Here is a 12,159-nt window from a genome sequence, read left to right on the forward strand (position 1 = left end):
GTAGTTTATATGCTGTAAGCTGAATGGCAATAGGCAATAGGCTGTAAGCTGTAAGCTGTAAGCTGTAAGCTGTAAGTAATCTAATTTACTCTTAATTATTAATTCTTAATTCTTTTCTACCTTTTCTTCGCCAATTCTCTAATTCGTTGATTCCTGCTTTCTTTTCACTACTCACGATTCACTCTTCACTGTTTTTGTGAGTTGAAAGTAAAACTTATTAATTATTAATTCTTAATTCTTTTCTTCCTTTTCTTCACTAATTCCCCATTCCCTATTCCCCATTCCCTATTCCCCATTCCCTATTCCCTATTCCCTAATTACTAATCCCTAATTCCTAATCCCTACTTTCTATTCACTACTCACGATTCACTCTTCACTTTTAGCAGTGAGATGTGAGATGTGAGCAAAATTAAATTCTATTCTCTCTTTTCTTTTCTCTTTTCTCTTAACCAATTCGCTAATCCCTATTCCCTATTCCCTAATTCCTAATCCCTCCTTTCTATTCACTACTCACGATTCACTCTTCACTGTTAGCGGTGAGATGTGAGATGTGAGATGTGAGATGTGAGATGTGAGATGTTAGATGTTAGATGTTAGATGTTAGATGTTAGATGTTAGATGTTAGATGTTAGATGTTAGATGTTAGATGTTAGATGTTAGAAAATTAAAATTTAACTTCTAACTCCCCTTGAAATCCGGACAGATATGCTTTTTAATCATTTCCACATTGATTTTCCTGAGATCGTTCCGTTTTAAAGGATGCACTCCGGAAGATGAGAATAATTCCAAATCTTTTTCTCCCCGTTTATAATACCAAACTTTTGGACTTCCATCTGTATTAAAAAAGAAGGTCTTATCACACTGAGCTTTAAGCTTTTTAAAATTGTGATAAAGCCCAGGATCAAATTTCGTTATTCCATCTTCATCACAATGCGCTCTAACAAACCTATCCTCTTCCCATCGCATACATTTCTTTCTAAAATTTTCATATCCCAGAAAAGCTATAATACCAAGCAAAATAATAATCACATACAGACAGCGCTTTGATGTTTCGGTCGAATTCCTTTTTATAAAATCATTGTAATCTATAAAATCTAAATATTTTGAAAAAGCATCAAGCGTGTGTCGAGTAATAGTAAATACTTCCTTATCCTCTAATTTTTGATAATAGGTGCTTATCGTTTTTGGTGTAGGTGGCTTTAAAGACCGCTTATCCATCTCATTATGAATATGGGTAGCCAAACCATGCGGGTTGTCCTGAGCCCCTTCTGATAAGGCCTGCTCAAACAGCTTCTCCAATAGTTTATTCTGAATAGTGGAATTTTGCATCATCACCCGAAAATTACAATTTCTTTTTGGAAAATAGTTAGAAAAAACATTTCCAACGATCTTCTAAAACGTTTCTATCTTCTTTCTAACCACCTTTCTAGATTGCACCAGATATTTGTCTCAACATTAAAGAACACCCAAGCGTAATAGGGTTTACGATTCTCTTTAATGTTAAACGGGAGCTGTAAAGTAAAGTGGCTAGACCAGTTGAGAAGTAATCGAATCGCTTTTCTTCTACACTCCCTACTTCTCAAAAAAGAAGGGAATTCTCTTCAACATGTATGGGGTTGCCAAGCAACTAGAATAAGCTGAGTAAAAACTCGGACAGCAACTCCTATTTCTAATTTTTAAATCAATAAAGATGAAAAATACAATAATAATTCTGGGAGCTGCAATGCTCTATTTGGGAATGCAAGCCTGTACACCACAGGCATTAGAACAAGTAGCAACCCCACAAGCTTGTTGTGGTGACGATTTTAATCCGCCACCACCCCCTCCACCTCCACCACCGGGAGGATAGAAACCGGAAGTGATAATCATTAAGAATTTGTCACTACTTTAGAGGGATGAAAATGCTGTCATTTACATCCCTCTTTTTCTTTTATCTCTTATTTGGGGCTGTAATGAGCATTCCATGTATTGGGTTTTCTCAAGCAACTTCAGACAGTTCTGCCTACTATTCCAAGGTGATCTATACGCCGGACTCTAACTCGGATATTACCAAAGCCATTGCTTTTTTTCAGAGAAACGCGACCGATTATTTAAAGCGAAACGACAGCTTGTCTGCAGCACAGGCGTTGCGCTTGGTGATGGTTGGACAATACGAACTGGGCTATTACTACGAAAGTGAAGAAACCGCAGCAACAGGACTTCAGTTATTGGATAAACTTTCACCTTCCGAAACTATTTCGGAAGCTAAAAATGCCTTTTATATTCAATTAGGACGCGTATACCGAACCCTTCAGAATACATCTACCTCATTATATTATTACGACAAGGCTTTGGCAGCAGCGAGTACCGCACGTGACAGCATCATAATCTTAAACAATAAAGCGAATGTACATTCCGATGCAAAGGAGTATCAATTGGCACAGGAAGAATTGGCACTGGTCTATCAGCTCACGATGCGGCAAAACGACTCCCTTACCATCGCAAAGGCACAGGATAATCTGGGATTTGTACAAAGCAAATTGGCCATGCCTCAGGGGCTGGATCACATGCAGGCAGCATTGCAGATTCGGCTTGCCAAAAATGATCTTACCGGAACCTATTCCAGTTACCGGCATCTTGCCGAATACCACATGGATAGGAACCAATTTGAAGTTGCACAGGAGTACGCTCAAAAAGGGTATGAAACAGCCACCGCGCTTAGGAGTGCTTCTTATCTTGAAAATGCGCTTATCAATCTGTTAAAGAGTAAGAACGATGCTACCTTCAGCAATTACTTGAGATTGAGCGATAGTCTTTCCAAAGCCAATCTGGCGAAGCAGAATAAATACGCAGGCATCAAATTTAATTTTGAAAAGGAGCAGGAACGCGCCAATGTGAATGAACTCGAAAAAGAAAGACAAAAGCGTTCGAAAATCGTGTCTCAGTCCATAGGAGGATTGGTAATTTTAAGTGGGGTATTTCTTTTCTTTTTACTGCGAAATCGACATAAGAAAAAAACACTTCAGGAAGTGTTTAAGACCGAAACCCGAATTTCAAAAAAAGTACACGACGAGGTAGCCAACGATGTGTATCACGTAATGACGAAGCTTCAAAATTCTTCCGCAGCCAACGAAGGGGTTTTGGACGATTTGGAGCACATCTATACCAAAACACGGGATATTTCGAAAGAGAGCAGCGCCATAGAGCTTCACGACCCATTTGACACAATCCTCGGTGATCTGTTGGCAAGTTATCAAAGTGCTTCGGTTTCTGTCATCACCAGAAATATCGCAAAACCTGACTGGGAGGGTCTTTCCGACTTAAAGAAAACTACGCTATATAGGGTGCTTCAGGAATTAATGACCAATATGCGAAAGCATAGCGCTGCTTCGGTAGTAGTGGTGGGCTTCTCACAAAAAGGATCAAAGTTCCATATAGAATACTCCGACAACGGCGTAGGTTGCGATCTAAAAAAGAAAGGCGGTTTGCTGAATACGGAAAACCGTATGGAAACCATCAAAGGGCATATTAGATTTGAATCGGATAACGAAAAGGGGTTTAAAGCCACCATTATCTTGTAGCCTATGTTTACCAAAGTATTGATATCGGACGATCTGGATAGTATAAATCACGGGGTGATGACCGTGGCTGCCTCTTTGGGGATCCAAGAAGTGATACAGGTGCAGTATTGCGACGATGCCTATTTAAAACTAAAAAAAGCAGCCGCAGATGGCCAACCTTTTGATCTGCTTATCACCGACCTCTCCTTTAAAATGGACCATCGCGAACAAAAATACCCTTCGGGAGATGCCTTGATAAAAGCGGTTCGTGAAGCCTTTCCAAATTTACAGATTGCTGTTTATACCGTGGAAGACCGACTGCAACGTGTACGCAGTCTTATGCAAAACAACTTTGCCGATGCCTATGTATGCAAGGGTCGCAAGGGATTGGTAGAATTATCACATGCCATTAGAGCGCTGGATGAAGAGAAAACCTATTTATCCCCCCAGATAGCACATGCTTTAAACGACCGGGAGGCGTTAGAAATTGACGATTACGACATTGTTTTATTGCAATTGTTGTCCCGGGGGCTTTCTCAGGACGAGGTGAGTTCCCATTTTAAAAACAGTAACATCTCCCCCAGTAGTTTGAGTTCTATCGAAAAGCGATTAAACAAACTCCGCATACAGTTTAAGGCTAATAACGCCATTCATTTGGTAGCGATCGTCAAGGACATCGGACTTATATAAAAAAATTGCGCTGCTAAGGAATCCCGTAAGGAAGTTGTTTCATTTTGTTTTAGTCTTGTTATAGCAATTGGTTAGTTTACTAATTGAATGCCGGGGAGCATATAAAGGCACTTGAAAGAGTGCCTTTTGTTGTTTTTAAGAGGTTACGGAAAGCCGTAAGGAAATTATTGTGGTTGTAATTAGGTTTGGGGATACAACCAAATATTTCTCTTATGAAAAAAATAACTGTTTTATTACTATTGGCCCTGTTGTTAGTACCCAAAGCACAAGCACAAGACAAGGGAGCAGGAATAGTTGCAGCAGTAGCCGGCTTAGCCGCCATTGGTGGGGCTATTGTAGCCGTTGAACAGATGAAGGAACAAGCCGAGCTGAAGGCTACAGAATGGGTTTTGAATTATCAACCTGAAATGACCAGTTTTTCACTTAAAACACTCGATTTTGATGGAAAGAAAGGCAAAGACATGTCGGCCACCTCATTAATCACCTACAAAATTCAAGAATTCCAATTGGCAGAAAAGCCTGAGTTGGACGGAAAAAAGTTCGTTCTGTTCGGGTTTACAAGTTACGGATGGGTGAATGAATACGGAGTAGATTTCTCGAAGGTACGCTGGATGATAATCGATGCCGAAGAATGGTTGAATATGATGGCAGTCTATGTAAAAACAGCCTCTTCTGAACGGGATGAAGCCAGTATCAAGGAACGACTGCGCAACGGAAAGATCGTTAATAGAGGCGTTAAAGAACGCTTTGATACTACCATCAATTTTTATAAGATGGAAGGCGATATGTATACAGTACGTAATTATAACGACGCCATGAAGTTTGTCTATAACGAACGCACCTTGGGCATCTATCTAAAAGAAACACAGAACCTTGTACAAATTGGACGGGATGATATTATTAAGATCCATGACTTCTTTTATGGGGAGGATTAGAATTTCTGTTTACGGTATTCCGTAAGGAATTAATAAAATTGGCACGTAAGTTTGAGATAATTTGATATGATACAAATGAAAATATCTAGAATAAGAGCATTACTGGTAACGGCGTATGCAGACGGTTTTTTTGATAGCCGTGAACTTTTTATTATTAATGAAAGAGCTAAAGACCTAGGCCTTTCAGGTGAAGATATTCTAAAGTTAATCAGAAACCCGGAACCCGAATTAGTTATTTATCCGGTGACCGTGGAAGAACGTATTCATTTTTTATATGATTTAATGTGCGTTATCCTCGCTGATGGAAAAGTAGATGATAGCGAGAAACAAATCTTTTATAAATATTTAAAGGAATTTAATTTCGACTCTACTTTATACAATGACCTTTACAGTTCTATGATGAATTCTGTCAAAGAACATGAAGATTTAGAAACCTATTTTAAAAAATACTTTGAAGATGAAATTTAATAGGAGTCAATTACTTAATTCAGATTCAAAATCATCAGTTGACAATAGTATTGTTGCCAAATATGTTACATCCTTTACAAAGTTTGGCAGGGATTCCTCTGAGGAATGCAAAGCATCTTTAGAAATGTATACCATTCACTTAAGACAAATTGAAAGCGGACATATCGTCAAAAAAGAAGAAGACACACAAGAGCAACGAAATGATATTTTAGAAAAAGAACAAAAAATTGAACGCATTCAAAACGAGATAAAAGATAAGACTGTAGAAATTAAACAAATTAAAGAGGCAAAGGTTAAAGACAAAGAGGAGGAAATTAATAATTTAAAGAGAGAACGTGATGATCTTGCTTCTCAGGATCCACGTGAAGTGATAGATACCGGCCCCAAATATAAACCTTGGCTTTTTTATACAGGTGCATTTATTTCATTACTATTAATACTATTTATCTATTATTTTTATGTTAATCTGGGGTATGTATTATTTGATCTTCCTGCCGTATTTTCGCCGAATATAGCGTTTGATTGTCATCCCGAAGTTTTGAATTCATTGGACCAATTATTTGGGAATGGAGGTTGCAAAGTCGCTATAAGTATTGGGCCTTTATTACTTCCGATATTATTTCTAGCCATAGCAATTCTAATCCATTTCAAATTAGAAAACCTAATTTATGAAGAAGGTAAAAAATACAAAGCGTGGATTGGTATTTCACTTTTTCTTGTTTTGGTTTTGGGATTGGATATTATTCTTGCTATTAAATTCGAGGAACGATTATTTAACTGGAAAGGTGTTGGAGGTGTTTTTGGCAATCAATTTCCAACAGGATTAATTGAGCAATTAAAATATAGTTATAAACAACCAGCTTTTCTGTTAATACTGGGCTTGGGTTTTGTTGGATATATCATCTGGAGTTTAATAACACATGAAGCAAGTAAAGAATACGAAAAGAAAGACCCTGAAAATCGATGGCGCAGAAAATTGAGACGATTTGAAAAACAAATTGAAAGAGTTCAAGGAGAGAGAAGTTATTTACTGAAGAAGGCTAGTCATTTAATCCCTGATGAAATAAGAGAGCTTGAAAAAGAAATCGGCAACATCAAACAGTCTATCAGACTCATACGGATTGGTGGAAAGGATAAATTAAGAAATGCATTAATTCAATTTACAATTGGGTGGAATCAATATATTCAATATAAATATGGTGATTTCGGGGCATCAGAAAAAATAAGTTTAGTAAAAAATGAACTTAATAAATTCATTAGTTCTTCCGCTACATTACGAGACATCGATCAAGTTAAAAATGAAGAAATTTCATTAGTGTCGCTCAATTAAAATAAATAACATGAAAAAAATATTTTTATTCTTATTACTTATTTCAAATTTGGGAATAGTTGTTTACGGACAAACTCCAACACCTTCCAATTATATTATATTCTTTGATTTTTCCTCACGGATTGAAAATTCAAATCAACCCCAAAAGGATAAGGAACTAATGAAGTACATCATCACTAATTTTCGACAAAAGGTTGAAAGCATGTACAGAAGTGGTTATATTTATTCTGAAGATAAGCTGAACATTCTTTTTTACCCTGATTTAGAAGATGAGAATATTTTGTCGCTAACAAGCTCAATGAATATTGATTTTGGCGGGAGAGATTTTAAAACAAGACTTAAATACTTTATAAATCAATTTCCAAAGGAGGGAAATCCAAAAATACTAACAACATTTGATAAAGTTTATGAAATTGCATTAAAGCAAAATCCAAATTATTTTGGTTCAAATATTTACGACTTTTTTAGTTACAGTGTTGATAATTATTTAAAAGATGGTTACAAAAACCACATTATTATTTTCACAGATGGGTATATGTATATGGCAGGGGAAAACCCCGAAAGAGTTGGAAATTCTGTAGGACATTTAGAGGGGTCAATACTAGACCCATTAAGATCGAGTTCAAATTGGCAAAAAGATTTTAAAATGGGAGACTGGAAAATAATTAGTTCAGGAAATAAATTAAAAAGTAACACTACTATTACTCTTTTAGAAATAACCCCCGATTGTATTCAAAACTCATTAACGCCTAGAACAAAGATAAAACCATTAAAACAATGTCCTGATGAATATAAAATCCTCGAAAGATTATGGACAAATTGGTTTTTAGATATGGGGGCTGAAGACAATAAAATTAAAGTTGTGAGAACTTCAAATGATCTAAACGGCATTAAATCAGTACTGCGCCAATTATTTTGATAGAATCTCTATGATTTCATTCGGAAACATAAACCCTTATATTTTTTTCCTGAGTATACTTTTACAATCATGGCTATGTGTTAATAGTAGTGGGAATGGAACCGAAGTATACAATGCAAGTTTTAAAACGGATACCCTCACCGGCAAAGTAGTCTCCATCACCGATGGCGATACTTTTAAGCTCTTGACTCAAGATTCTATACTACACCGAGTGCGGTTGGCGAACATCGATTGCCCCGAGAAAAAGCAGCCTTTTTCTAAAAGCGCCAAACAATTTGTATCGGATGCGATCTTTGGCAAAGAAGTGACCATTACAGTGCTAAGTAAAGACCGAAATAAACGCTTAATTGCCAATGTGAAATATGGGAAGGGATTGATCCTAAATGAAGAATTATTAAAACACGGTTATGCCTGGCATTTCGTAAAATACTCGGACGATCCTAGCTTACAGCAATTGGAAGATGCAGCACGAGCCGCCAAGCTAGGTTTATGGCAGGACCCCAACCCTATTCCTCCGTGGGAATGGCGGGCCGACAGAAAGAAATAAATTGTATATTTAATTTACTAAATAACCAATATCATGAGACTCCCCGGTAAAGCTTTAGTAGGCAGCCTTTTAATAATAGGCATGTTGAGCAGCTCGTTTCATACCGTAGTGACAGATGTCTATATCTGTAAAGGCAACTATAGCAAAAAGTACCATTATAAAAAGGATTGCAGAGGCTTGTCCAACTGCTCCACTGACATTTATACGGTTTCGCTGAGTGAGGCAAAGAATATAGGAAGAACATTGTGTGGGTGGGAGGATTGATTTCATAACGGAAAATTAAAATATCATGAGGAATGTAATTGTAATACTGTCAGTTTTTATCTTTTTAAATGCTTGTAAAGAAAAGGAAAATGCTAATACAAAAGAACCTGAATTAAAAGAGTTAATCACTGAACTTGAAGGGCTATTTGACGGGGTTATCTATAATGCTGATATCGATAATTTCGGCAACTTTAAATTTGACACCGGGGCCGCTAGGACTGGCCGAGTATCTGGTAAATTATCAGAGGTATTTATCTCATTAGAAATTCTCCCTGAACGCCCCGGGTGTTCTGATATCTGCCCTGAAATGGCAATTATTCATTTTAAATGTGAAAAAAATGAAAAGTGTGTTACAGACCCTGCCGATCCACAACTTTATGGTTACCGCAACGAAGGCGTAATATCATTTGACAATATAGAAAATGGACAAAAGGTTTACAGGCTTTTGAATGAAATTAAAAGTAAGTATTAAAATTAATGCGAACATTACTATAACCAAGAACTAGAACTCCTAACATTATAAAAAACAAACAATTTGCATATATTTACTCCTCTCCCTAATTAATTCAATATAACACTAGTTCCCCCTTGCCGCTGCATGGGAATATTTTATTTTTGAGTAACCAATTTAATTATCATAGCATTTAAATAGGATAGCATTTAAAGAGGATAGCGATAACAACTTGAAACTAAAAACGTGTTAAGTGCAACCTTAAAGAAACAACCAACATTGAAAAACATAAGAAATAAATGAAAACAGAAAGTCACTCAATAAATGATGTTTTAGCTAAAAATGCAACTTCTTTTTTTATTCCACCCTTTCAAAGAGCTTATGCATGGGGAAGACCTGAAATTGAAAGATATTTCAGTGATATTTCAAGAATAATAGAATCAGAATTAGACGATAAACAATACGATAAACTAGAGCACTTTTTTGGAACAGTTGTAATTAAAGAAGAAAAAGCAGGTTTTGCTAACAAATCAGTTGTAGTTGATGGTCAGCAACGATTAACAACAACACTCATATTTTTAATTGCATTACGTGATTCTGAAACAGACACATTAAAAAAAGACTTTATTAAACAAAACTATTTAACCAATAACGCCTCGTCTTTTCAAGATAAGATCAAACTTAAACAAGTAACAAAAGATTGGGATTCTTATAGGGCTTTAGTGAATAAATCAGAGCCAAGTCCAGGTGTAATTAGTATTGCTTACGACTTATTGAAAAAACTTATTAATGAAAAGAAAAGACTAAACCCTCAAGTAGAATTTGAGCAATATATTACGGCAATTCAAAGAATGAATGTTGCAGTAATATTCTTGGATGAAAGACCATTTAAAGGCGAAGACCCTCAAATAATATTTGAAACACTCAATTCTTTGGGTAAGCCTCTTACACTATCTGACCTTGTGCGAAATTTTGTTTTGCTTAATATGGAAAGCGATAAGCAATCGGATATATACGAAAAAATTTGGCATCCAAAAATTGAGGAAATTCTTTATGAAAATACTTCAAAATTTTTTAGAGACTATTTACAGTACAAAACAGCGAGCTCATTAAAGGTTGTTAGTGATAATAACACAAAAGAGTTGTATCAACAATTTAAAGATTTTGTTGAAACTGAATTTGATAGTCATAATGATTTTATAGATGATATTGTTCGCATTGTTAAATGTTATAAATGGATAATTACAGAAATTGTAATTGAATCAATTTCATCAAATAATTCGAATGATAGAATAATTAAGGAGTTACTTAGAAATATCTTCCACGATATAAAAGCAGAAGCATTTAAACCATTTGTTTTAGGTCTATTGGAATATCATCAATATACTGTGAACGATAGGAGGCTGAGTGATGAAACTCTAATATCCACTTTACGAACAATAAGAACATATCTAATTAGAAGAAGAATTTTAGGACTAACACAAGGAGAGAACAAAAATATAGTAACTCTGAGTAAAAAAATCGAATCTTTATCAAATGGAACTGTTTCAATGCTTGAGTTATTGACTAATATGTTTTACAGACTTAGGTTACCTAATGATAACGAGATGAAAAACACTTTAGCTTCAATGAATTATTATGAAGGTTTAAAACAATACTCAAAATTAATATTAGGAAAGATAGAAGAACACAATACAAAAGTAGCCGTAGATTTTCGTGATAAAAAAATAACAATTGAACATATTATGCCTCAAACATTAGAGAATAGTTGGAAAGTAGAATTAGGTGAACATTTTAACGAAATTCATAAAACTTACTTACATAATATTGGAAATTTAATACTTACTGAATTTAACAGTGAAATTGGTAACAAATCTTTTGAAGAAAAGAAACGAAAATTAGCAACTTCTTCTCTAAATTTTAGATTAGATATAATTAGTAGAAATACTTGGAATGAAGATAGCATAAAACAACATCAGACAAATATGATAAGCTGGTTCTTATCGACATTTCCATTGCCAGAAGAATATAAGGACAAAGCTAATTGGAACACCCAAAAAATTGAAAAAACTTCTTTTTCCCCTTTGGATACGGACGCTGGCGAAATGGCTGAAGGAAACAAGCCTGTGGAGCTTCTTATCAATGAAGATGTCATTAAAGTTAAAACTTGGCAAGATGTTTTTATTAAATTTCTAAAATATTTAAGGGATAATCCAGGTTTTGATTTCGAATTTATACTTGATAATCAAACAGAATTATTTAGAAGAGATGAAACAATTATAAAATGGTCTTCTTTAAAAGAACTAATTGATGCTAAGGTGGATTTATCAAGTCGTTTTAAAACATTTAACGGAAAAGTATGGGATAAAGAAAAAGAACTAAATGATGACTTATTTTTTATACACATAAATATATCAGCATCAGCTTGTATGACAAGAATTGGAAATGTTATGCAAAAATTTAATATGCCAGAAAACTCTGTTGAAATAAAATTGAAATAACGAATGAATAAGGCAGCACCTAACACTGGCTAACTATTCAGCGGTTAGATGGTCAATAATTTATAAATTACTACATTTAAAAAACTAAAGAGGTTCCGACTAATACGCATACCTACTTTTGTTCGTCCTTCCGAATAGCACGCAGCACCGTGTGCTGTTTCTGAAGCACACTCACAAAAGTAGCAGTCCCGCCGAAATGTTAGACTAAACCGTTGGCAATAATTTTAGAAAAATGAAAAAAAAATTACTAATAGTTCTTTTATTAATTGCAAATTTCACTTTTTCTCAAACAAATGAGAAAACCTATGTCTTTAGTAATCAACATGGAAAAGGAACATGGGAATTAGTCAATAATATTATAATGAAATTCCCAGAATTGAATGCTAACTTAGAGAAAAATGAAATTTAACATACATTAGAATAATTGACAACAATATTTAAATTAATACCTACTAAACTATATATATTCCAGTTGCTATTTATTATATCTATCCAGGCAACTTTATTTCTTTGTT

At 35.1% G+C, this 12,159-nt stretch carries 13 protein-coding genes; 11 read left to right on the forward strand and 2 right to left on the reverse strand.

From position 1 onward, the window contains the following. Nucleotides 1-678: 678 nt before the first annotated feature. Complete coding sequence (locus ATE92_RS02805; protein WP_100802252.1) at nucleotides 679-1,332, reverse strand: hypothetical protein; 654 nt, start codon at nucleotides 1,330-1,332, stop codon at nucleotides 679-681. Nucleotides 1,333-1,690: 358 nt separating this feature from the next. Between ATE92_RS02805 and ATE92_RS13950 the strand changes: the two genes are divergently transcribed. The 8 genes from ATE92_RS13950 to ATE92_RS02840 all read left to right on the forward strand — a co-directional run bounded on the left by ATE92_RS13950 (nucleotide 1,691) and on the right by ATE92_RS02840 (nucleotide 8,428). Beyond that, nucleotides 1,691-1,849 (forward strand): hypothetical protein, encoded by a 159-nt coding sequence (locus tag ATE92_RS13950; protein ID WP_157809537.1) that lies wholly within the window; start codon nucleotides 1,691-1,693, stop codon nucleotides 1,847-1,849. A gap of 46 nt (nucleotides 1,850-1,895) precedes the next feature. Then, a complete protein-coding gene (locus tag ATE92_RS02810) occupies nucleotides 1,896-3,560 on the forward strand; it encodes an ATP-binding protein (RefSeq protein ID WP_157809538.1) in 1,665 nt (554 codons plus the stop codon). A 3-nt stretch (nucleotides 3,561-3,563) separates the two neighbouring features. Continuing rightward, a complete protein-coding gene (locus ATE92_RS02815) occupies nucleotides 3,564-4,229 on the forward strand; it encodes a response regulator transcription factor (RefSeq protein ID WP_100802254.1) in 666 nt (221 codons plus the stop codon). Between the two features lie 212 nt (nucleotides 4,230-4,441). Further along, nucleotides 4,442-5,164, forward strand: a complete 723-nt coding sequence (locus ATE92_RS02820) for a hypothetical protein (protein ID WP_100802255.1) — start codon at nucleotides 4,442-4,444, stop codon at nucleotides 5,162-5,164. 75 nt (nucleotides 5,165-5,239) lie between these two features. Beyond that, nucleotides 5,240-5,632: a TerB family tellurite resistance protein gene (locus ATE92_RS02825; protein ID WP_100802256.1), complete on the forward strand. Its 393-nt coding sequence runs from the start codon at nucleotides 5,240-5,242 to the stop codon at nucleotides 5,630-5,632. Next, a complete protein-coding gene (locus ATE92_RS02830; RefSeq protein WP_100802257.1) occupies nucleotides 5,622-6,962 on the forward strand; it encodes a hypothetical protein in 1,341 nt (446 codons plus the stop codon). The genes ATE92_RS02825 and ATE92_RS02830 overlap by 11 nt, the downstream gene beginning before the upstream one ends. Nucleotides 6,963-6,972: 10 nt before the next feature. Further along, the gene (locus tag ATE92_RS02835) at nucleotides 6,973-7,881 is read left to right on the forward strand and encodes a hypothetical protein (RefSeq protein WP_100802258.1); all 909 of its coding nucleotides are present in this window, start codon (nucleotides 6,973-6,975) and stop codon (nucleotides 7,879-7,881) included. Nucleotides 7,882-7,891: 10 nt separating this feature from the next. Next, on the forward strand, nucleotides 7,892-8,428 hold the full coding sequence (locus ATE92_RS02840; RefSeq protein ID WP_100802259.1) for a thermonuclease family protein: 537 nt from the start codon (nucleotides 7,892-7,894) through the stop codon (nucleotides 8,426-8,428). 69 nt (nucleotides 8,429-8,497) lie between these two features. Here ATE92_RS02840 and ATE92_RS13955 read toward each other — a convergent pair whose 3' ends face one another. Further along, nucleotides 8,498-8,698, reverse strand: a complete 201-nt coding sequence (locus ATE92_RS13955; RefSeq protein ID WP_157809539.1) for a hypothetical protein — start codon at nucleotides 8,696-8,698, stop codon at nucleotides 8,498-8,500. Nucleotides 8,699-8,717: 19 nt separating this feature from the next. Between ATE92_RS13955 and ATE92_RS02850 the strand changes: the two genes are divergently transcribed. The 3 genes from ATE92_RS02850 to ATE92_RS13960 all read left to right on the forward strand — a co-directional run bounded on the left by ATE92_RS02850 (nucleotide 8,718) and on the right by ATE92_RS13960 (nucleotide 12,053). After that, nucleotides 8,718-9,164 (forward strand): hypothetical protein, encoded by a 447-nt coding sequence (locus ATE92_RS02850; protein ID WP_100802261.1) that lies wholly within the window; start codon nucleotides 8,718-8,720, stop codon nucleotides 9,162-9,164. A 278-nt stretch (nucleotides 9,165-9,442) separates the two neighbouring features. Further along, on the forward strand, nucleotides 9,443-11,644 hold the full coding sequence (locus tag ATE92_RS02855) for a DUF262 domain-containing protein (protein WP_100802262.1): 2,202 nt from the start codon (nucleotides 9,443-9,445) through the stop codon (nucleotides 11,642-11,644). Nucleotides 11,645-11,876: 232 nt separating this feature from the next. After that, entirely contained in the window at nucleotides 11,877-12,053 is a 177-nt protein-coding gene (locus ATE92_RS13960; protein WP_157809540.1) for a hypothetical protein, read from the forward strand. The last annotated feature ends 106 nt before the right edge of the window (nucleotides 12,054-12,159 follow it).

The sequence above is a fragment of the Ulvibacter sp. MAR_2010_11 genome, assembly GCF_002813135.1.
Classification (GTDB): Bacteria; Bacteroidota; Bacteroidia; order Flavobacteriales; family Flavobacteriaceae; genus Altibacter.

Bases quoted from the DNA above. Each gene is read 5' to 3' on its own strand.
- ATE92_RS02835 (WP_100802258.1), top strand. From the start codon at position 6,973: ATGAAAAAAATATTTTTATTCTTATTACTTATTTCAAATTTGGGAATA.
- ATE92_RS02840 (WP_100802259.1), top strand. From the start codon at position 7,892: ATGATTTCATTCGGAAACATAAACCCTTATATTTTTTTCCTGAGTATA.
- ATE92_RS02815 (WP_100802254.1), top strand. From the start codon at position 3,564: ATGTTTACCAAAGTATTGATATCGGACGATCTGGATAGTATAAATCAC.
- ATE92_RS02805 (WP_100802252.1), bottom strand. From the start codon at position 1,332: ATGATGCAAAATTCCACTATTCAGAATAAACTATTGGAGAAGCTGTTT.
- ATE92_RS02855 (WP_100802262.1), top strand. From the start codon at position 9,443: ATGAAAACAGAAAGTCACTCAATAAATGATGTTTTAGCTAAAAATGCA.
- ATE92_RS02825 (WP_100802256.1), top strand. From the start codon at position 5,240: ATGAAAATATCTAGAATAAGAGCATTACTGGTAACGGCGTATGCAGAC.
- ATE92_RS02810 (WP_157809538.1), top strand. From the start codon at position 1,896: ATGAAAATGCTGTCATTTACATCCCTCTTTTTCTTTTATCTCTTATTT.
- ATE92_RS02850 (WP_100802261.1), top strand. From the start codon at position 8,718: ATGAGGAATGTAATTGTAATACTGTCAGTTTTTATCTTTTTAAATGCT.
- ATE92_RS02820 (WP_100802255.1), top strand. From the start codon at position 4,442: ATGAAAAAAATAACTGTTTTATTACTATTGGCCCTGTTGTTAGTACCC.
- ATE92_RS02830 (WP_100802257.1), top strand. From the start codon at position 5,622: ATGAAATTTAATAGGAGTCAATTACTTAATTCAGATTCAAAATCATCA.
- ATE92_RS13960 (WP_157809540.1), top strand. From the start codon at position 11,877: ATGAAAAAAAAATTACTAATAGTTCTTTTATTAATTGCAAATTTCACT.
- ATE92_RS13955 (WP_157809539.1), bottom strand. From the start codon at position 8,698: ATGAAATCAATCCTCCCACCCACACAATGTTCTTCCTATATTCTTTGC.
- ATE92_RS13950 (WP_157809537.1), top strand. From the start codon at position 1,691: ATGAAAAATACAATAATAATTCTGGGAGCTGCAATGCTCTATTTGGGA.